This is a genomic window from Microbispora sp. NPDC004025 (assembly GCF_053604425.1).
This window is the reverse complement of the sequence record NZ_JBSGHN010000028.1, coordinates 22330-41713: the sequence shown is the minus strand read 5'-3', so window position 1 is coordinate 41713 and position 19384 is coordinate 22330. Positions and strand designations below refer to the sequence as shown.

General features: G+C 73.1%; 18 protein-coding genes. 8 read left to right on the top strand and 10 right to left on the bottom strand.

Annotated elements, in window-relative coordinates; genetic code table 11:
- Positions 1–72: 72 nt before the first annotated feature.
- A complete protein-coding gene (locus tag ACWEQG_RS38345) occupies positions 73–636 on the bottom strand; it encodes a ferritin-like fold-containing protein (RefSeq protein WP_452292458.1) in 564 nt (187 codons plus the stop codon).
- A gap of 419 nt (positions 637–1055) precedes the next feature.
- Between ACWEQG_RS38345 and ACWEQG_RS38340 the strand changes: the two genes are divergently transcribed.
- The 3 genes from ACWEQG_RS38340 (at position 1056) to ACWEQG_RS38330 (ending at position 5128) form a co-directional block, all read left to right on the top strand.
- Positions 1056–3017, top strand: coding sequence for a DEAD/DEAH box helicase (locus tag ACWEQG_RS38340; RefSeq protein ID WP_452292456.1), 1962 nt, complete (start codon positions 1056–1058; stop codon positions 3015–3017).
- A gap of 304 nt (positions 3018–3321) precedes the next feature.
- Positions 3322–4206 (top strand): alpha/beta fold hydrolase, encoded by an 885-nt coding sequence (locus ACWEQG_RS38335; protein ID WP_452292454.1) that lies wholly within the window; start codon positions 3322–3324, stop codon positions 4204–4206.
- Positions 4207–4216: 10 nt separating this feature from the next.
- A complete protein-coding gene (locus ACWEQG_RS38330; protein WP_452292452.1) occupies positions 4217–5128 on the top strand; it encodes an oxygenase MpaB family protein in 912 nt (303 codons plus the stop codon).
- On the opposite strand, the gene ACWEQG_RS38325 is transcribed toward ACWEQG_RS38330, so the two are convergent.
- Genes ACWEQG_RS38325 through ACWEQG_RS38315 form a run of 3 tightly spaced genes read right to left on the bottom strand, consistent with a single transcriptional unit; the run spans position 5079 to position 7394 of the window.
- Complete coding sequence (locus ACWEQG_RS38325; RefSeq protein ID WP_452292450.1) at positions 5079–6020, bottom strand: RecB family exonuclease; 942 nt, start codon at positions 6018–6020, stop codon at positions 5079–5081. The genes ACWEQG_RS38330 and ACWEQG_RS38325 overlap by 50 nt on opposite strands.
- Positions 6021–6024: 4 nt before the next feature.
- Entirely contained in the window at positions 6025–6735 is a 711-nt protein-coding gene (locus ACWEQG_RS38320) for an MBL fold metallo-hydrolase (RefSeq protein WP_452292448.1), read from the bottom strand.
- Between the two features lie 14 nt (positions 6736–6749).
- Positions 6750–7394 (bottom strand): DUF6758 family protein, encoded by a 645-nt coding sequence (locus ACWEQG_RS38315; protein WP_363462135.1) that lies wholly within the window; start codon positions 7392–7394, stop codon positions 6750–6752.
- A 72-nt stretch (positions 7395–7466) separates the two neighbouring features.
- Here ACWEQG_RS38315 and ACWEQG_RS38310 point away from each other — a divergent pair, with 72 nt between their 5' ends.
- Entirely contained in the window at positions 7467–7877 is a 411-nt protein-coding gene (locus ACWEQG_RS38310; protein WP_452292446.1) for an NUDIX hydrolase, read from the top strand.
- Here ACWEQG_RS38310 and ACWEQG_RS38305 read toward each other — a convergent pair.
- The 3 genes from ACWEQG_RS38305 to ACWEQG_RS38295 all read right to left on the bottom strand — a co-directional run bounded on the left by ACWEQG_RS38305 (position 7864) and on the right by ACWEQG_RS38295 (position 13213).
- Positions 7864–11004 (bottom strand): hypothetical protein, encoded by a 3141-nt coding sequence (locus tag ACWEQG_RS38305; RefSeq protein WP_452292444.1) that lies wholly within the window; start codon positions 11002–11004, stop codon positions 7864–7866. The two genes, ACWEQG_RS38310 and ACWEQG_RS38305, sit on opposite strands and share 14 nt — an antisense overlap.
- 135 nt (positions 11005–11139) lie before the next feature.
- Positions 11140–12246 (bottom strand): CPBP family intramembrane glutamic endopeptidase, encoded by a 1107-nt coding sequence (locus tag ACWEQG_RS38300; protein ID WP_452292442.1) that lies wholly within the window; start codon positions 12244–12246, stop codon positions 11140–11142.
- Between the two features lie 28 nt (positions 12247–12274).
- Positions 12275–13213, bottom strand: coding sequence for an HpcH/HpaI aldolase/citrate lyase family protein (locus ACWEQG_RS38295; RefSeq protein WP_452292441.1), 939 nt, complete (start codon positions 13211–13213; stop codon positions 12275–12277).
- Positions 13214–13248: 35 nt separating this feature from the next.
- On the opposite strand from ACWEQG_RS38295, the gene ACWEQG_RS38290 reads away from it, so the two are divergent.
- Positions 13249–13626, top strand: coding sequence for a hypothetical protein (locus tag ACWEQG_RS38290; protein WP_452292439.1), 378 nt, complete (start codon positions 13249–13251; stop codon positions 13624–13626).
- Between the two features lie 5 nt (positions 13627–13631).
- On the opposite strand, the gene ACWEQG_RS38285 is transcribed toward ACWEQG_RS38290, so the two are convergent.
- A complete protein-coding gene (locus ACWEQG_RS38285; protein WP_452292437.1) occupies positions 13632–14576 on the bottom strand; it encodes an EamA family transporter in 945 nt (314 codons plus the stop codon).
- Positions 14577–14661: 85 nt separating this feature from the next.
- Between ACWEQG_RS38285 and ACWEQG_RS38280 the strand changes: the two genes are divergently transcribed.
- From ACWEQG_RS38280 to ACWEQG_RS38270, 3 genes are read left to right on the top strand one after another with little or no spacing between them, the layout of a single operon-like run.
- A complete protein-coding gene (locus tag ACWEQG_RS38280; RefSeq protein WP_452292435.1) occupies positions 14662–15870 on the top strand; it encodes a magnesium transporter MgtE N-terminal domain-containing protein in 1209 nt (402 codons plus the stop codon).
- Positions 15863–16357, top strand: coding sequence for a DUF1003 domain-containing protein (locus ACWEQG_RS38275; protein ID WP_363462119.1), 495 nt, complete (start codon positions 15863–15865; stop codon positions 16355–16357). Before ACWEQG_RS38280 ends, ACWEQG_RS38275 begins: the two co-directional genes overlap by 8 nt.
- A gap of 17 nt (positions 16358–16374) precedes the next feature.
- The gene (locus ACWEQG_RS38270) at positions 16375–17514 is read left to right on the top strand and encodes an Mrp/NBP35 family ATP-binding protein (RefSeq protein WP_452292433.1); all 1140 of its coding nucleotides are present in this window, start codon (positions 16375–16377) and stop codon (positions 17512–17514) included.
- 4 nt (positions 17515–17518) lie between these two features.
- Here ACWEQG_RS38270 and ACWEQG_RS38265 read toward each other — a convergent pair whose 3' ends face one another.
- On the bottom strand, positions 17519–17866 hold the full coding sequence (locus ACWEQG_RS38265; protein ID WP_363462115.1) for a sec-independent translocase: 348 nt from the start codon (positions 17864–17866) through the stop codon (positions 17519–17521).
- A 76-nt stretch (positions 17867–17942) separates the two neighbouring features.
- Complete coding sequence (locus ACWEQG_RS38260) at positions 17943–19286, bottom strand: S1C family serine protease (protein WP_452292431.1); 1344 nt, start codon at positions 19284–19286, stop codon at positions 17943–17945.
- Between the last annotated feature and the right edge of the window lie 98 nt (positions 19287–19384).

The window sequence follows — 19384 nt, the reverse complement described above, 5'->3', positions numbered from 1 at the left end:
GCCACCCTACGGTTGGCTTGCATCAGCTCTCATGCGGCAAACACCCCCCACCACCACCGCGCGCAACACACGTTACACCCCCCCGTGGGGGGGGGGGGGGGGGGGCGGGCCCCGCCCCCCCCCCTGCCCCTGGCTCAGCGCCTCGCCGACCATGCGGCGCGCCCACAGCGCCAGGCGGCCGCACAGCCGCGGGTCGGCGTCCAGCGCGGCGCGCACCCGCTCCACCGCGAACTCCCCACGGCTCTCGTCGGTCAGCACCTCGTCCACCAGGGCGCTGATCGAGGGAGCGGTGTGGCGCGCCGCCTCACGGTAGAAGTCCCCCGCGATCCCCACACCGACGTACGCCTTGATCAGCGCCTCGTGCCAGTCCTTCGGCCGGGTCTGGGCGTGCCAGGCGTCGATGGCCTCCACGAAGGGGGCCATCGCCTCCTCCGGATCGACGCCGAGCGAGGCCAACCGGTCACGCAGCACCCGGAAGTGCCCGTACTCGGTGGCGGCCACGTCCCCGAGGGCGGCCCTGTCGTTCAGCGTCGGAGCCAGCAGCGCGGCGTCCTCGGCCAGCCGGAGGAAGGCGGTGAGCTCGGCGTACGCGAGGACACCGAGCAGGTCCACGGTCCCGGGAGAGGAATCACTCATGGGTGCAGCGTACGGCTCCCCGGCTCCTCGTTCGGAGGGGCGCCCGGGCCCCCGGCCCCCCGCGACACAGCAAGAGCTTTTAGCGAGAAGACGCAGAAATCGGTTCCGTGTTGTGGTATCGAGTAGACTGCTTCGTGGAAGTGCGACCGCACTGTGCCGCTCACTGTGTCGATCCGGGGCCATCCCCCGGACCCCCAGGAACCACTAAATGCCGCGGTCGCTGATCACGACGAGGGCGCGACTGTCCGCGAGGACCCGGACCGGGGAAGATCTGCCGGCCGGATGTCCCGGAAGGCCGCCCTTCGCACTGATTGAGGCAGGCCACGCTGACAACGACGTTCCGAGACCTGGGAGTCATCCCGGAGATCGCTGATGCGCTCGAGACCGAGGGCATCACTTCACCATTCCCGATTCAGGAGATGGCGCTCCCGCTGGCGCTGGCCGGCCAGGACGTCATCGGACAGGCGCGCACCGGCACGGGCAAGACCTATGCCTTCGGTGTCGCCATGCTGCAGCTCGTCGGAAAGCCGAGGAAGAACCGCAAGAAGCCACGCGGTCTGGTCCTCGTCCCGACCCGCGAGCTGGCCCTCCAGGTGACCGAGGACCTGGTCCTCGCCGCCGGCAAGCTGGGGTCGCGCATCCTCACCGTGTACGGCGGGCGCGCGTACGAGCCGCAGATCGAGGCGCTCAAGAACGGCGTCGACGTGATCGTCGGCACGCCGGGGCGGCTGCTCGACCTGGTCAAGCAGAAGCACCTCGACCTCGGCCAGATCACCATGCTCGTGCTGGACGAGGCCGACCGCATGCTCGACCTGGGCTTCCTGCCGGACATCGAGCGGATCATCAAGCTCGTGCCCGAGGAGCGGCAGACCATGCTGTTCTCCGCGACCATGCCCGGCGAGATCGTCAACCTCTCCCGCCGCTACCTCACCCAGCCCACCCGGGTCCGGGCGGAGAGCGGCACGGCCGAGGCCGAGACGACCACGCTGACCACGCAGCACGTGTACCGCACGCACCGCATGGACAAGATCGAGATCCTGGCCCGCCTGATGCAGAGCAGGGGCGCCGGGCTCACGATGGTGTTCTGCGAGACCAAGCGGGCCTGCGACATGGTCGCCGAGCAGCTCAAGGACAAGGGCTTCGCGGTGGCGGCCGTTCACGGCGACCTCGGTCAGGGCCAGCGCGAGCAGGCGCTGCGGGCCTTCCGCAACGGCAAGATCAACGTGCTGGTGGCGACCGACGTCGCGGCGCGCGGCATCGACATCGACGACGTCACCCACGTCGTCAACTACGACTGCCCGCAGGACGAGAAGGCCTACGTCCACCGGATCGGCCGTACGGGCCGGGCGGGCCGCACCGGCGTCGCGGTGACCTTCGTCGAGTGGACCGAGCTGACCCGCTGGAAGGTCATCAACAACGCCCTCTCGCTGGACTTCGCCGAGCCCGTCGAGACCTATTCGAGCTCCCCGCACCTGTACACCGACCTCGACATCCCCGAGGGGACCAGGGGCGTGCTGCCGCGCGCCCAGCGGTCCCGGGCGGGCCTGGAGGCCGAGGAGATCGAGGACCTCGGCGAGACGGGCCGCACGCGGTCCCGTGGCAAGTCCGGTCGCGGGGACCGGGAGGAGCGTCGCGAGCGCCCCGCCCGCACCCGCGAGCGGCGGCGCACCCGCGGTGGCCGTGCCCAGGACTCCGACACGACCTTGTCGGAGGAGACCGAGGCGCCGGCTCCGGTGGAGGCTCTTGCGGAGCCTCCGGAGACCACTACGGAGGCCCCGGCCGAAGCAGCGCCGGTGCGCCGCGGGCGCAGGGGCGCGAACGCCGCGGCCCTGACCGGCGCGCTGGCCGACGTCGCGGCCGTGGGGTCCCGTGAGGACGGCTCGGAGGAGCAGGCCGAGGCACCGGTGAACGGAGAGGCCGCGCCCACCGGCGACGGGCACGAGCCGAAGGCGGCCACGCGCAGGACCACCCGCCGCAGGACCCGCGCCGGCGAGACCACCACGGCCGACAGCGCCACCGCCGACACCACCGCTACCGGCATCGCCACCGACGCCGGCGACCAGGTTCCCGTGGCCGAGGAGCCGGCGGAGGAGCGCCCGGCGCGCCGCCGCAGGACCCGCGCCGCCGACGCCGAGCAGACACTCCCGATCGAGGAGCCGGCCGGGGAGGCGCCCGTGAGCGAGATCGCCGACGGGGAGCCCGCCGAGCGGCCGGCGCAGCGGCCGGAGCCGGAGCGGATCATCCCGGCCAGCCCGTTCGCGATCGTGTTCAGGTCTCCCGACATCGCGACCGACGACGACGACATCGCGCCGTCCGCCGCGAGCGAGCGCGCCCAGCAGCGGCGTCGCCCGCCCCGGCCGCGGCCCCGCCGTACGGGGTGAGGGGCCGGCACAGGCCCGCTCGTCGATGAGCACGACAGTAGGGGCAGGGAGGGCGCCGGACGGCCGGCGCTCGCCCTGCCCCCGTCGCGTCGGGGGCCGGTTCGCCCGCAGTGGGTATGACCTGGACAGGAGGCATACGCAATGACCATCCGAAACCCGCGTAGTCGCTTCGGCAGTGTCGTCGGGATCTTTCCTGGGTATCGTGATGCCACGTGAGTGAGCGAGCCTTCAGCAGACGGTCCAGGACGTGGGGCCGGTCCGGCCCATCGGTTCCCGGGATCCGGGGTGAGGTGGAGGAGACCTCGTGAGCACGCCACGGTTCCTGACCCTTCCGCCGGGTGTCAGCAGTGAGCAGATCGAGACCCCGCTGGGCTCGTTCGCGGTCCTCGAAGCGCTTCCGTCCAGCGGTGTCCCCGAGCGCTGGCCCGCCCTTCTCGTCCCCGGCTTCACGGGGTCGAAGGAGGACTTCATCGCCGTGCTGCAGACGCTCGCGCAGGCCGGCCGCCGGGTCATCGCCGTCGACATGCGCGGGCAGTACGAGACGCCGGGCCCGGACGACCCCGCGGCCTACACGTGCGCGGCTCTCGGCGCGGACATCGACGCGATCGCCGCGGCCGTCGGCCAGGGTGAGCCCGTCCACCTGCTGGGACACTCCTTCGGCGGGCTCGTCGCCCGGGAGGCGGCGCTGAACGGCGGCGCCAGGCTCGCCTCGCTCACGCTCATGAGCTCGGGGCCGGGAGGCATCGTCGGGCCCCGGGAGCGGATGGGCCGGGTCCTGCTGGCCGAGCTCCCCGAGTACGGCCTGGACTACATGTGGTCGAACAGGCTGGAGCCCGAGGCGCTGGCGGCGGGTGTTCCCGACGACATCGTCGCGTTCCTGCGCAAGCGGCTGCTCAGCAATCACCCCACCGGCCTCGTGGCCATGGCGGAGGAGGTCCTGGGCGCCCCGGACCGCTGCGCGGAGCTGGCCGGGTGCGGGCTCGACCTCCTGGTCCTGTACGGCGAGCACGACGACGGCTGGCCGCCGCTGCTGCAGGCCGAGATGGCCCGCAGGCTCGACGCCGAGTGCGTCGTGGTGCCGGGGGCGCTCCACTCCCCGGCCGTCGAGGCCCCCGAGACCACCGCGGCGGCCCTGACCCGCTTCTGGAACGCCGCGGAGAGCCGGCTGCTCCAGCACCAGCACGGATGAGCCGGTCGTCATGCCCGGCGCCAGCGGCCTGACCGCCCAGCCCCCGGAGTCCGCGACGTGGCTGGTCCACGTCGACCGGACCATGTGGGTGGGCGGCGTGCGCGGCCTGATGCTGCAGGCCCTGCACCCGCTGGCGATGCGGGGCGTGTGGCAGAACTCGAACTTCCGCGAGGACCCCTTCGGCCGGCTGCGCCGTACGGCGGACTTCGTGGGCCGGGTGACGTACGGCAGCCCCGAGGAGGCCGAGGAGATCGGCAGGCGGGTGCGCGCGATCCACCGGGCGTTGCGCATCCGCGACCCCGACACCGGCCGGACCCACCGTGTGGACGATCCCGAGCTGCTGCTGTGGGTCCACTGCGCGGAGGTCATGTCCTACCTGGAGGTCGTCCGCCGCGCGGGCGCCCGGATCAGCGACCGGCAGGCCGACCAGTACCTCGCCGAGCAGCGGCGCAGCGCCACGTACGTCGGGCTCCACGCCGACGACGTGCCCGGCTCGGTCAGTGAGATGGACGAGTATTTCGCGCGGATGCGCCCGGTCCTGCGGGTCATCCCCGAGTCGGCCGCCGCCGTGCGGTTCCTGCTCTGGCCGCGCCTGCCGGACGACATGCGCTTCCTGTCCCCGGCCAAGCCGGTCTACTTCCCGTTCGGGGCGCTGTGCTACTACACGCTGCCCGGCTGGGCCCGCGGGATGTACGGCGTGCTGCCCGAGGTGCCGCAGATCACGGTCACGGCGGCGTTGCGGGCCTTCCGGCTGACCATGAACACGATCCCCGACTTCGTCCACCAGCAGGTGCTGGACGAGCGCACCAGGGCCATGCTGCGGGCCTCGCGCGAGCGCCTGGGCGCCGCCGGATACGACGTCGGCAAGGGCCTCAGAGCGCTGGTCGACCCTCGCCGCCGTCCCCGCCGTACGACGGGCTGAGGCCGGCGGAGGAGCCGGGCGTGTCCGGCAGGCCGTCCCAGGGGAGCTTGTCGGGGGACGCGGCCCGCCCCTCGGGGCAGTGGCGGCGGAAGTCGCACCAGGAGCAGATCGGGCCCGGCTCGGGCGGGAACAGCCGGTCGATCTCGGGCGGCACCTCGGCCGCGGCGGCGCGGTCCTCCCGCTTCGGGACCGCCGCGCGGTAGGCGTCGTCGGCGTCGGCCGCCTCCGTCGCGATGTCCTCGGCCCTGCTCAGGTGGCGGGCGAGCGACTCCTCGGTGTGCTCCCACTCCGCGACCGTCCCGGTGGGCAGGTGGTGTAACTCCACCCGGCGGCAGGCCCGGCGCATCATGCGGGACGAGGCGATCGCGTAGACGGCCAGCGCGATCGAGGAACGGGCGTCGTCGGAGGTCGGCGGGCGGCGGCCGGTCTTGTAGTCGACCACGACCAGCTCGTCCCCGCGCCGGTCGAGCCGGTCCACCCTGCCCGAGACGGCGATGACCGACGTGCGCGTGGCGACGGTGCGCTCGACGCCCACCGGCTCGTCGCCGGGGTCGAGCGCGGCGACGTAGGAGGAGACCATCGCGCGGGCGCGGTCACGCCACGTGGCCGACTGCTCCTCGTCCCGGAACCCCTCGCGGATCCAGCCGTTGGTGAGCAGCACGGCCGCCATGACCGGCGTACGCCGGTCGTACGGCTCCCGCCACCACGCGGCCAGCGCGTTGTGGACGGAGGCCCCCACGCTGTTGTGCGCCCACGGGGGCCCCTTCTGCGGAGCGGGCCGGTCGAGGTAGGTGAAGCGGTAGCGACGCCGGCAGTCGAGCCAGGTGTTCAGGCGCGACGGGGTGCAGGTGTAGAGCCGCCTCGGCATGCCGTCGAGGCCGAGCTGCTCCACGGCCCTACTCGTCGAGGTTCAGCTTGATGCCGGACGCCCGGGTGCCGTCCACGAGCGGCGGCTCCGGGTCGGCCTCCTGGGCGCCGGTCAGCGACCCCGACAGCCAGCGGTCGAACTCGGGCTCCAGGTCGCCGATCCTGCCCTCCTCGCCGTGCGCGGGCAGCACCCTCGTCTCGTGCGGAAGCGTGAACAGCCGCTCGCCGATCGAGGTGAGCTGGTCGGCGAGCGCGGGGTACTCCCCGCCGAGCTTGCCGGGGCCGTCCATGAGCAGGGTCTTGCCGGTGAAGACCGCGCCGAGGCCCTCGCAGTAGAGCGAGACGCCGCCCGGCGTGACCCCCGGCGTGGAGAGCACTTCCAGCTCGACGTCGGCCACGGAGAACAGCCCCTCGTCCTCCATCTCGATGTCGGGCCAGGTCTCCTCCCAGGTCTGCCGCCACAGGCGCTTGTCCTTGGGATGAACGGCGATCACTGCCTCGTCCCTGGCCGCGACCTCGATCGCGGCGCCGACGTGGTCGGGCAGGCCGTGCGTGCAGATGACGGCGAGGATCTCGCGCTCGCCGACCTGCGCCAGGATCTTGTCGGCGTCCCGCGCCGGGTCGATGACGATCACCTCGTCGTCGTCACCCACGATCCAGGTGTTGTTCTCGACCTTGTGCTCGTCGCCCTCGTAGTCCACCAGGCCCGAGGTCACCACTCGTTCGATGCGCGCTGTCACGGCTCAGAACCTTACTATCCCTCTCCGTCCAGACGCGGCGAGAAGGCGCCGAAGGGCAGGTCGAGCGCCTGGTCCTGGTCCCGCAGATCGCGCAGCGACAGGTTGGCCAGCGCGATGAAGCAGCCGGCCTCGACGGGCCAGGCGACCGTCCACAGCCAGTTGCCGAGGGCCTCGCCCACGTAGACGGCCCGGTCCCCCGGCACCGCCCGCCCCGCGCACCACAGTGCCGTGGGGTGGCCACGTGCGTCGATCTTGGCGTGCGGCGGCCCGGCGTCGAACCCCGCCCCCGGGTCCGGGCCGGGCAGCCCGGCGTACGCGGCGCCGAGACCGATGCCCGGCTCCTCCGCGATGAGCAGCATGTCGGCGGGGCCGTGCGTGATCGACGGGCCGGCGAGGGCGACGACGCTGGCCCTGACACCGGTGCGCTCGTCACCCACCTCCGCGAAGCCCGTCACCAGCCATCCGGACGGGAGCGGCCACGGGAGCCAGACGGGAACCCTGGCCGTCTCGCAGAGGGCCTCCAGCGCGGCCTGCGAGGGCCGCCGGGGCGGCTGGAAGGGCAGGACGTCCCCGTGGGCGTCGCAACGCCAGGAACTCGACCAGACATTCGGTTCATGCAGCGGCCCGAAGCACCGCGGACAAGTTGGCGCGGTTCTCACAAATATTCACGGTGCGTCCGTGATGTCCGTACGTCAAGAGTCTGCCCGTTATCTAGTCGTAATCTTGGTGATGTGCGGTGTATCAGATGTGTGGGCGCGATCGTCGCCGACGCCGAGGGACGTCTCCTGCTCGTGCGGCGGGGCCGCCCTCCCGGCGAGGGGCTGTGGTCCCTGCCCGGCGGCAGGGTCGAGCCCGGCGAGACCGACGAGCAGGCGCTGCGCCGCGAGCTGCGCGAGGAGACCGGCCTCGACGTCACCGTCGTACGGCTCGCCGGGACCGTCCGGTGGCCCGCCCCCGGCGGGGGCACCTACGAGATCCACGACTACGTGGCGACGGCCTCGGGCGGCGTGCCGGTGGCCGGGGACGACGCCGCCGACGCCCGCTGGTGGGCGCCGTCCGACCTGGCACGGCTCCCGCTGACCGACGGCCTCGCCGACACCCTCGCCGGATGGGGGGTCATCCCCGGGATCACCGATCCGTGACAGTGCTGCGCCAGATCGTCAGGTGGTCGTCGGTGTGGCCGGCCGACCTGCCGACGGCCACGACCCGGTTGCCGGAGACCGCCACCGCCCCGAGCCACTGCGACCCCTGGCCGCCGAGGCCGTCCTGCGTGAGCGCCTGGCGCGACCAATCCACTCCGTCGGCGGAGACCCAGGCCGCGCTGTCGCCCTCGCCGCCCTCCGCGGACGACCGGTGCGACCCGACGGCGACGAGTCCCCGCCCGCTCGCGGTCACGTCGAGGACCGAGGCGGCGGCGTCGGCGGGCAGCGTGCCGTACTCCCACTCGGCGCCGTCGTCGGTGGACAGCGCGGAGAACGGGCGGGGGCCGTCCTCGGTCATCGCGGTGCCCACGACCACCACGCCCGCCTCGGTCGCGACCACGTGGCGCAGCCCGGCCGAGGTGGCGTCCGGCGGCAGGACCCGGCCCCGGGCGTTCCAGTTGAGGCCGTCGGAGGAGACCCAGACCACTCCCGTCTCCCGGTCGGCGGTGCCCGATCCGCCGACGGCCATGAACCCGTGAGGCGTAGCCGTGACGTCGTACAGGCGCACGCCCGCCCCACCGGCCGGCATGCTGCCCGGCGCGGAGCGGGTGAAGCGCTTGAGGTCGGGGCTGAACCACAGGGCGGGCAGCGTTCCCGTGGCGGAGCGGTCCTCCCCCGCGAGGACGTAGCCCTTCGGCCCGGCGGCCGCCACACTCGGCGCGAGCAGGAAGTGGCCCGGGGGCACCTCGATCGCCGGACCAGGCCGCCAGCTCTTCCCGTCCGCAGAGGTGACGACCAGCGGGCGGGTCACCGCCGGGTCGGTCGTCGTGCTGCCGACGGCGAGCCACCCCCTGGGGCCGTGCGCGACGCCGCTGAGGGCCTGACGTCCCGGTCCGCCCAGCAGGTCGGGGAACGCCGCGTCCTTCCAGTTGGCGCCGTTGTTGCCGCTCGTCCAGATCGCGGCGTCGCCGTTGGCCGAGCCCACGGCGACGAAGGTGCCACCGGCGGCGACGAGGTCCGCGGTGTCCCTGGCGAGCCGGTTGAGCCCGGCGATCTCCTTGAGCGGCACGCCGCGCGCCGCCTCACCCCTCGCCGCGGTGATCAGCACGGGAAGGTTCTCCACGTCGCCGGGCCCGCGCTTGTCGCCGCCCGCCACGAGCACCCCCGCGTCGGTCACGGCCAGCCCGCGCAGGGTGCCCGGGATGCCGCCGAGGTCGGCGCTCCTGGTCCACTCGCGGCCGTCGCGGCTGGTGTAGACGGCGTACCGTTCCCAGGCCGACTCGGCGACCGCCGCGATCCCCGCCGCCGACGCGGCCAGGCCCCGCACGCCGGTCCCCTCCGCGCCGAGCGGCCCTATCGTGCCGCACTGGCTCCAGTCGGCGCCCTCGGGCGAGCAGTAGACCCGCACCTCGCCGCCGTCGGACTTCTGCCGGGTGGGCACGAGCACGAAACCCTTCGCGGTGACGGCCAGCGCGCCGGGCTCGGGCCGTACGTCCGCCAGCGCCGCGGCCGTACGCAGCCAGGTGCGCCCGCCGTCGTCGGAGCGCAGGACGACCGAGACCGAGTCGCCCGACGCCTGATTACCGGAGCTGGGATCGGCGAGCGCCACCACCCGGTCGCCCCGTGCGGCCACCGCCCGCATCGCGCGGACCTTGTCGGGGGTGCCGATCTGGTCGGTGTCCACCCTCGTCCAGCCGACGCCGTCCGGTGACACCCAGGCGACCGGGCCCGCCGTGCCGTCCCGCAGGGTCGTGGCGCCCACGGCCAGGAAGCCGGTCGCGGTCCGCGCCACGTCGGTGATCCTGTCCTGGCTCCAGAACGCGGTCAGCCGTGCGGGGTCCACCGCGGTCCAGGACCGGCCGTCGGAGGAGACCCACATGCCGCGGGCGGCCGGGCCCGCCGAGCCGGGCGCGTCGGTCCCGACCGCGAGCCAGCGGCCGTCGCCGCCCGCGAGCCTGCCGACCGCCCCGGGCGCGGACTCGTACCCCGGGGCGTCGGCGACCCGGCCCGTCTGCCAGTGCGCGCCGCCGTCGGGGGACACGAGGAACAGCGGCCGGGTGAGCGGGCTCGTCGTGTCGCTGCCCGCCGCCACCACCGTCGCGCCCGCCGCCGCGAACGCGTTGAGCACCTGGCTGGAGCCGTTGCCCGGCAGCCCCGGCGCCGAGAACGCCGCGTCGCCCGACTGGCCGTCGCCCGCCGCGAGGCGCAGTCCCGCCGTGGACGGGCCGCCGGCCCATCTGACGACGGCCACGCCCAGCACGGCGGCGGCGACGAGGACGACGGCGATCACCGCGGGAGCGACCAGCCGGGGCAGGCGCGGCGGGAACCGCCGGACCGGCAGCACCCGTCTGTGGCGGCGTCCGCCGCCCGCCCGGGGCGGGCCGACGGCCACGAGCGTGTCGGGACGCGCCGGACGGCCCCCCGGCGGACGTCCGATGCGCTCGACCGGCTCGGGGGGCGTGTGCGTCCACACGTGCTCCCCCTGACCACCGCGCCCCTGACCACCGGGGTCCCCCTCGCGCAGCGGCCCCGACGGCGGGGTGTCGATCTCGGGGGCGTCCGGCCCGTCGGGGTTCTCACGCGGGATCTGCGCACGCCGCCGCCGCGGCGGCCCCGAGGCGACCAGCTTGTCCGGCCGGTTCACGATCCGGCGTCCCCGGCCCTCCTGGTGGCCGGAGGACGCCGCCTCCCCCGCCGACCCGGCACCCTCGCCGTGCCGGGGCGCGGGGGAACCCGCGGGACCGGGACCGGGCGGACCGGTCGCGTCCGCGTCGCCGTGCTCACCGCGGTCCTCGGAGCGGCTGTGGCGCGGCTCCCCGCCCCCGTACGGCGCGGCGTACGGCCTGCGGCCGGTCCGGGGCCCGCGATCGCGCGGCGCGTCCCGATCGGGGCGCGGCGCCCATGTCTGCGGCGCCGTGTCCGGGCCGCCGCCGGGTAAGTCCGGGTCGCCGGCGTCCGGATCGCCCGCGTCGTCGGACGCGTCCTCCGGCACGGGGGCGGCGAACGGAGGCAGCGCCCATGGGGACGGGCCGGGCGGCCGGTGGTGTAACTCCGGCGGGGGCGTGGGAGGGGTCGCCTGCTCGTCTGCGGCGTGCCGGCGGTCGCGCTCGTGGGGGCCCGAGGCCACGCTCAGTACCTCCTCCCCGGAGAGGTCGATCCGGACCGTTCCACCTGTGGTACGGCAAAGCGATCACAGTGATACCCCATCACGGATCCAGAGCAACACGGGAAGAGCCCAGGGACCATACCTCTCTAGTGAGATTTATCGGGAGAGGGTCTGAATTGCCCACTTTCGGGCGATTATCAGCACGCCGACGCCGAAAACCGCGAACTGCACGCCCGATCCGATCAGCGCCTCCCAGGGCACCTCGCCCTGTTCCATCGCGCTGCCCATGTCCCCGGAGGCCGCGACGACTCCGAACGCCACGACGTTGTTGGTGACGTGCAGGGCGATCGGCGCCTCCAGCCCGCCCGTGCGGACCGCCAGCCATCCCATGAGCATGCCGAACGCGAAGACGTAGACGATCCCCCAGCCCGTGTAGCCGTGCGAGGCCGCGAAGGCCGCCGCGCCCACCAGGATCGCCGGCCACGGATTGCGCAGGTACGCCCCGAACCCCTGGATGATCCAGCCTCGGTAGGCGTACTCCTCGGCCGCCGACTGGAACGGCACCAGCAGCAGGATCACGACGATGGCCGGGAGGAACTCCTCCCAGCCCGCCCAGCGGAATCCGGGGTCCACCCCCGCGGACATCAGCGTCACGGCCTCGACGGCCTGCCCGAGCACGACCGCCACCAGCGCGACCAGCAGGCACACCCCCAGCCACCGCCACCGCAGCCGCAGGGCCACCGACGACAGCGACCCCGGCGGTCGTCGCTGGAACAGCCACGCCGCGCCGAGCACCAGCGGCAGCAGCAGCGCGATGACCCCCAGCTGGAAACCCAGGTCCACGACGGGATCGGCGAACAGCCGGGTGCCCGAGCGCACCATGGGCACCCCGGTGACCAGCGACACGATGAAGGCCACCAGGCCGGCGGCGATCGAGAGCGCCAGGAAGGCCACGATGACCGCGAGCGTGCCGGCGATCGGGCGCCACCAGCGGTGCGACGACGTACGCGCCAGGCGGTCGTACCGGGTGCCGGGCGGGGGCGGGACGTCCCAGCGGGCACGCGGCGGCGGCCCCCACGGATAGGGACCGGGATATGGCGCCGGATAGGCCCACTGCGTCGGCTGAGGTGGCGCCTGAGGTGGCGGCTGCGGCGGACCGGCCGGCCAGGCCGTCCCGCCGGCGTACGGTCCCGGCGCCAGATAGGGACCGGGCAGCTGGGGCGGCCCGGCGGCCGGATCCGGGCCCGGCTGTGGTTCGTTCATATGTCCATTCTTCGCGTACGGCGGCCGATCAGCTGGGCGGGGTGAAGGAGCCGGACCGGGCGAGTCCGGCGGCGCGGCCCTTGGCCGCCACCACGAGGGCCATCTTCCGCGAGGCCTCGTCGATCATCTCGTCCCCCAGCATGACCGCGCCCCGCTGCTCGACCGTCGTGTAGTACTCGTACGCGTCGAGGATGAGTTCGGCGTGGTCGTAGTCCTCCTGGGACGGCGAGAACACTTCGTTGGCCGCCTCCACCTGCGACGGATGGAGCACCCACTTGCCGTCGAACCCCAGGGCGGCCGACCGCATCGCGACCCGGCGGAAGCCGTCCAGGTCGCGGATCTGCAGGTACGGCCCGTCGATGGCCTGGAGGCCGTGCGCGCGTGCGGCCATCAGGATGCGCATGAGGATGTAGTGGTAGGCGTCCCCCTCGCCGTACCCGGGGGGCTGCTCGCCCACGACCAGCGTGCGCATGCCGATCGAGGCCATGAAGTCGGCCGGGCCGAAGACCAGCGTCTCCAGCCGGGGTGAGGACGCGGCGATGTCGTCGGCGTTGACGAGCCCCCGGGCGTCCTCGATCTGCGCCTCGACGCCGATGCCGCCCTCGGGCAGGCCCGTGGCCCGCTCGATCTGGCCGAGGAGGGTGTCGAGCCAGACCACGTGGGAGGCGTCGGAGACCTTCGGCAGCATGAGGCAGTCGAGCCGGTCGCCGGCGCCTTCGACGACCTCGATGACGTCCCGGTAGGTCCAGCGCGTGGTGAGGTCGTTGACCCGGACGACGACCGTCTTTCCGGTCCAGTCGCCCTCCCTGAGCGCGGCGACGACGTTGCGGCGCGCCTCGTCCTTGGCGCCGGGCGCGACGGAGTCCTCCAGGTCGAGGAAGATCTCGTCGGCGGCGAGGCCCTGGGCCTTCTCCAGGAAACGAGGGTTGCTGCCGGGCACCGCCAGGCACGAACGTCGAGCGCGCATGGGCCAACGGTAGCGCGGTGAATAGGCTGTGCCTCATGACCCTGTCGGTGATCGAAGAGGGCGCGAAGAAGTCCAATGTGCTGTGGCTCGGCCTGCCGTCCGGGCCGCGGCTGGCCTGGCACGTGTGGCACGACGGGGCGCTCTACGTGGTGACCGGCGGCGAGGAGCGGGCCCTGCCCGGCCTGACCGAGATCGCGGCGGAGCGCGGCGAGATCGAGGTCGTGCTGCGCAGCAAGGACAACGGCGCCGAGCTCGTCCGTTTCCCGGCCGCCGCCGAGGTGGTGGACCAGGCGGCCGCCCCCGACGCCGTGGCCGCGCTGGCCAAGGAGCGCCTGAACGCCCGCGACGCCGCCGGCCTGACCGCCCGCTGGGCCGAGCGGTCCACGGTCGTCCGGCTCGCGCCCCGGACGTGACGGCGTCAGACGCGTACGGTCTCGGCCGCCTCGGCGGCGTGCCGCTCGGAGCCGATCCGCTCGGTCGCCGTCTGGGCCAGCAGGGCCCCGGCGAGCACGATCAGGCCCCCGGTGATCTGGGCGGTCTCCAGGCGCTCGCCGAGCAGCACCCAGGCGATCACCGCCCCCGCGATGACCTCCACCGACGCGACCGTCGCGCCGACCGCGGCCGACAGCCGCCGCACGGCGGTGACCCCCGTGGCGTACGCGACGACGGTGGCGACCACGACCAGCACCACGGCGGCCGCGGCGACCGGGACCGTGCGCCCGGAGACCTCGACGGCGTCGGTGAGCGCCGCCCAGTCGATGTTCCAGGGCCGGGAGACGGGCAGCAGGACCACCGCCGAGCCGAGCATGCCCCAGCCGATCAGGCCGAGCGTGTCCACGTCGTCGCCGAACGAGTCGCTCATCAGGAAATATCCGGCGCAGCAGGCGGCGGCCACCAGGGCGAGCAGCAGCCCGAGCGCGTCGAGGCGCAGCCCCTCCCAGACCTGCACGACGATCGCCAGCCCGACGACCGCGATCAGCGCCCCCAGGTAGGCCGAGCGCGGCAGCCGTAGCCGCCGGACGAACCGCACCCACAGGACCACCATCACCGGAGAGGTGTACTCGATCAGCAGCGCCACACCGACCGGCAGCCGGGTGATGGCGACGAAGAACAGGGCCTGCACGGCCGCCACCGCGATCACGGCGTACGCGGCGAAGAACAGCAGGCGGTCGCGGGGGATGCGCAGCGCACGCGGCCTGAAGACGGCCAGGACCGCCAGCAGGAGCACGCCGGCCCCCGCCATGCGGATCCACACGGCCTCCAGCGGCGTGAGCCCCGCCACGCCGAGGATCTTCGCCATCGGCCCCGAGAACCCGAAGCAGAAGGCCGAGACGCCCGCGATCGCCAGGCTGACAGCCCTCATCGTCACCTGCCCATGTAATGACCAATAAACGGCTTGGATCCTGTCATAACACCGAGCGGTGCGCATCCTTGCGTAACCTGACAGAGTGGATCGGATCTTCGTGGCCCGCCTGGCGGGGCTGGCGGTCTTCGACCCGGCCGGCGACCAGATCGGCCGCATCCGGGACGTCGTCGTCTCGCTGCGGGGGCCGCTGCTCCCCCGGGTCCACGGCTTCGTCGTCGAGGTCCAGCCACGCCGCCGGGTATTCCTGCCGATCACCAGGATCACCAGCATCGAGGCCCGCGCCGTCATCTTCACCGGCAAGCTCAACATGCGCAGGTTCGAGTGCCGGGACGCCGAGACGCTCGCCATCGGGGAGATGCTCGACCGCGCCGTCGACTACAAGGGCGAGCGGGTGACCGTCCAGGACCTGGCCATGGAGCAGCCGCGGCCGTCCGACTGGCTCATCACCAAGGTCGCGGTACGCCGCGGGAAGCGGCGCAGGGGCGAGACCCTGGTCGTGGACTGGGACGAGGTCAGCGGCTTCGCGGGCATCCAGAAGGACCAGGGCGCGGCCAATCTGCTCGCCGTCTTCGAGGCGCTGCGCCCGGCGGACCTGGCGAACATGCTGCACGAGCTGCCCAGCAAGCGGATGGCCGAGGTCGCCGCGGCGCTGGACGACGACCGGCTCGCCGACGTCCTGGAGGAGCTGCCCGAGCGCGACCAGGTGCTCGTGCTGAGCCGGCTGCACCGGGAGCGCGCCGCCGACGTGCTGGAGGAGATGAGCCCGGACGACGCCGCCGACCTGCTGCAGGAACTGCCCGCGGAGCAAGCCGAGGGGCTGCTGCGGCTCATGGTGCCGGAGGAGGCCGCGCCGGTCCGGCGGCTGCTGACCTACGGGGAGTACACCGCCGGCGGCATGATGACGACAGAGCCGGTCGTCCTCCCGCCGACCTCGACCGTGGCCGAGGCCCTCGCGCACATCCGGCAGCAGGAGCAGACCCCCGCCATCGCCGCCCAGGTGTACGTCACCCGCCCGCCGACCGAGACCCCGACCGGGCGCTTCCTCGGGGTGGCGCACTTCCAGCGGCTGCTCAGGGAGCCGCCGTCGACGCTGCTCGGCAGCGTGATAGACATCACCGTGGATCCGATCAGGCCCGAGCTCACCGTGCACGAGGTGGCGTCGTACCTCGCGACGTACAACCTGGTCGCGATCCCCGTCGTGGACGAGCTGTGCCGTCTGCTGGGCGCGGTGACCGTCGACGACGTGCTGGACCACATGCTGCCGGAGGACTGGCGAGAACGACATGACTGAACGCCTCGACCAGCCGCGTGAGCTGACCCCGCGCCTGCGGCTCTACTACGACCCCGAGGCGTTCGGCCAGCTCTCCGAACGGATCGCGCGGTTCCTCGGGACCGCGCGGTTCATCGTCTACATGACGGTATTCGTCGGGTTCTGGCTGCTGTGGAACGTGTTCGCGCCGTTCAAGTTCGACCCCTACCCCTTCATCTTCCTGACCCTGATGCTCTCGCTCCAGGCGTCGTACGCCGCGCCGCTGATCCTGCTCGCGCAGAACCGGCAGGCGGACCGCGACCGGGTCCAGTACGAGCAGGACAGGATGACGGCCGAGCGCAACCAGGCCGAGATCGAGTACCTCACCCGGGAGATCGCCGGCCTGCGCATGGCGCTCGGCGAGGTCGCCACGCGCGACTACATCCGCTCGGAGCTCCAGCGCCTGCAGGAAGAGTTGAGCGAGGCCGGGGTGAGATCGCCCGGGGCGGGTTCGGAGGACACCCGCTGAGTCCATAGCATGGATTCATGGCACCATCCCCTGAACTGGTCATGGCCGCGCTGGCGACGGTCAACGACCCCGAGATTCGCCGGCCGATCACCGACCTCGGCATGGTCGACAATGTGGACGTCTCCCCCGCCGGTGTGGTGCGCGTCCGCGTGCTGCTGACCGTCGCCGGCTGTCCGCTGAAGGACAGGATCACCCGCGACGTCACCGAGGCGGTCTCCAAGGTCGACGGTGTCAACGGCGTTCAGGTGGACCTGGACGTCATGAGCGAGGAGCAGCGCAAGGGGCTGCAGACGAAGCTGCGCGGCGACCGCGGGCCGGAGAAGGAGATCCCCTTCGCCAAGCCCGGCTCGCTGACCCGCGTGTTCGCGGTCGCGAGCGGCAAGGGCGGCGTCGGCAAGTCGTCGGTCACGGTGAACCTCGCCGCCGCGATGGCCTCCCAGGGCCTGAAGGTCGGCGTCGTGGACGCCGACATCTACGGCCACTCGGTGCCCCGCATGCTCGGCGTGGGCGAGCGTCCCACCAAGGTCGAGGACATGATCATGCCGCCGGTGGCGCATGACATCAAGGTCATCTCAGTCGGCATGTTCAAGCCCGAGGGCAACACGCCGGTGGTGTGGCGCGGCCCGATGCTCGACCGTGCGCTGTACCAGTTCCTCACCGACGTCTACTGGGGCGACCTCGACGTCCTGCTGATGGACCTGCCCCCGGGCACCGGCGACATCGCCATCTCGGTCGCCCAGCGGCTGCCCACGGCCGAGATCCTGGTCGTGACGACACCGCAGCAGGCCGCCGCCGAGGTGGCCGAGCGCGCCGGGTCGATCGCCGCGCAGACCCACCAGCAGATCGCCGGCGTCATCGAGAACATGGCGTGGCTGCCCTGCCCGCACTGCGACGAGCGCATCTCGGTGTTCGGCGAGGGCGGCGGCCAGTCCGTGGCCGACGCGCTGACCCGCACGCTGGGCGCGCGGGTGCCGCTGCTCGGTCAGGTGCCCATCGACATGCGGCTGCGTGAGGGCGGCGACGAGGGCAAGCCGCTCGTGCTGACCGACCCCGACGCCCCCGCGGCGGCGGAGCTGCGCCGGATCGCGTCCGGTCTCGGGAAGAAGCCGACCAGCCTCAAGGGCCTGAAGCTCGACATCTCACCGGTCAAGCACTGACCGGTCAGGTCGCCTCGTTGTCGTACGGCGGGATCTCTCCCACGCCCAGCTCCGGCGTGGGGGAGGCCACCGGCTCCGGCTCCACTCCCGGGGTGGCGTTCCAGTCCTTCTCAATGTCGTCGAGCAGGTGCTTGCGCACGAAGTTCTTGGGGTTGAGGTCGGCCGGGTCGAAGTTGGCGAACTCCGGGCCCATGTTGGCCTGGAGGTCCTCCTTCGCGTTGTTGGCCATCTGCCGGAGCTGCCTGAGCGTACGGCCCGCCTGTGAGGCGGCCTGGGGCAGTTTCTCCGGCCCGAACACGAGCAGGGCGATCACCACCAACGCCAGGGCCTCTGCCCAGCCGAGTCCGAACATGGTGATCTCCTCCTGCGCGTACGACTGAAATCAGACTAATGCCCGCGCCCTGAGCTGTGGACAGGTGATGGCCGGTTCACGAGGGACGCGCGCTGGGAACCGGTGCCGCGCCGACCGTGACGGTCGCCGTACGGACCTCCCCGTCGTGCCGGAACTTGATCCGCACCTGGTCGCCCGGGGCCTTGCTGCGGATGGTCACGATCAGCTCGCGGCTGTCGCCCACCGGCTGGCCGTCGACCTCGAGGATGACGTCCCCCGGGCGCAGCCCCGCCTTCGCGGCCGGTCCGCCGGGGGTGACCGGCAGGGCGCCCCCCGCCGTCTCGGTGGCGATCCGCACCCCCTGGCCCTGATAGCTCTGGTCGATCGTGATGCCGATCCTGGAGGTGCGGGCCGCCCCTGTGGTGATGAGCTCCTGCGCGATGCGGCGCACCTGGTTCACCGGGATCGCGAAGCCGAGGCCGATGCTGCCGGACTGCGCGCCCAGCAGGGAGCCGCCGACCGTGGCGATCGCCGAGTTCACCCCGATCACCTCGCCCGAGGCGTTGACCAGAGGGCCGCCCGAGTTGCCGGGGTTGATGGCGGCGTCCGTCTGGATCGCGTTGATGAGCGCGTAGTCCGACCCGGTGCTGCCGCCCGCCTCGACGGGGCGGTTGAGCGAGCTGATGATGCCGGTGGTGACCGTGCCGGTCAGGCCGAGGGGTGAGCCGACCGCGATGACCGGATCGCCGACGACCGCGCCGTCGGAGTTGCCGAGAGGAAGCTCCGGCGCTCTGACGGGCGCGTCGGGCTTCACCACCGCGATGTCGGAGTTCGGGTCGCGGCCGACGACGCGCGCGCCCGAGGAGGTGCGGTCGTTGTAGCGGACGCGGATCTCGCCCACCTGCCCCGCGACGGCCACGACGTGGTTGTTGGTGACGATGTAGCCGCCCTTGATGACGAAGCCCGAGCCGGTGCCGGCCTCGCTGTTGCCCTTGACCTCCAGCGAGACCACGCTGGGCAGGACCTTGGCGGCCACCCCCGCCACCGACCCCGGCGGCCGCGCCGTGGGCTGCTTCGACGGCGCGCTGAGCGAGTATCCGGGGTCGATGCCGGAGGACGGGCGCGTCAGCAGGAACGTCCCCCAGCTCGCCACCCCGCCCGCGACGAGCGCGACGACCACGGCCAGGGCGGCGTACAACGCGATGTTGGGGCCACGCGGCTCCCGCTGCGGAGCGGCGGGATACAGCGGCGGCGGCGCCCAGCCGGGACCCATGCCGTACGCGCCGGTGGGCGGCGGAGGGCCGCCCGGAGAGGTCTCCTGCCCGGAGGCGCCCCACGGGCCCGCAGACGGCTCCTGGGAGGGCTCCTGAGGGGGCTCCTCGCCGGCGGGAAGGAACTCGGGCCGGTCCGACGCGCCGAAGGAACGCGTGTTGTCGGTCATCGCGGCACTCACTCCTCGCGCACGGGGTCATCCGCTGGCAGCCACGCGGTGCCGGCACCATGCCGGAAACCCTGAGGACAGCGGCACACGACGGCTGC

Coding starts and splice junctions, on each gene's coding strand:
- ACWEQG_RS38300 (WP_452292442.1), bottom strand. CDS start 12,246: ATGAACGAACCACAGCCGGGCCCGGATCCGGCCGCCGGGCCGCCCCAG.
- ACWEQG_RS38290 (WP_452292439.1), top strand. CDS start 13,249: ATGACCCTGTCGGTGATCGAAGAGGGCGCGAAGAAGTCCAATGTGCTG.
- ACWEQG_RS38270 (WP_452292433.1), top strand. CDS start 16,375: ATGGCACCATCCCCTGAACTGGTCATGGCCGCGCTGGCGACGGTCAAC.
- ACWEQG_RS38265 (WP_363462115.1), bottom strand. CDS start 17,866: ATGTTCGGACTCGGCTGGGCAGAGGCCCTGGCGTTGGTGGTGATCGCC.
- ACWEQG_RS38345 (WP_452292458.1), bottom strand. CDS start 636: ATGAGTGATTCCTCTCCCGGGACCGTGGACCTGCTCGGTGTCCTCGCG.
- ACWEQG_RS38295 (WP_452292441.1), bottom strand. CDS start 13,213: ATGCGCGCTCGACGTTCGTGCCTGGCGGTGCCCGGCAGCAACCCTCGT.
- ACWEQG_RS38340 (WP_452292456.1), top strand. CDS start 1,056: ATGGCGCTCCCGCTGGCGCTGGCCGGCCAGGACGTCATCGGACAGGCG.
- ACWEQG_RS38260 (WP_452292431.1), bottom strand. CDS start 19,286: ATGACCGACAACACGCGTTCCTTCGGCGCGTCGGACCGGCCCGAGTTC.
- ACWEQG_RS38275 (WP_363462119.1), top strand. CDS start 15,863: ATGACTGAACGCCTCGACCAGCCGCGTGAGCTGACCCCGCGCCTGCGG.
- ACWEQG_RS38285 (WP_452292437.1), bottom strand. CDS start 14,576: ATGAGGGCTGTCAGCCTGGCGATCGCGGGCGTCTCGGCCTTCTGCTTC.
- ACWEQG_RS38330 (WP_452292452.1), top strand. CDS start 4,217: ATGCCCGGCGCCAGCGGCCTGACCGCCCAGCCCCCGGAGTCCGCGACG.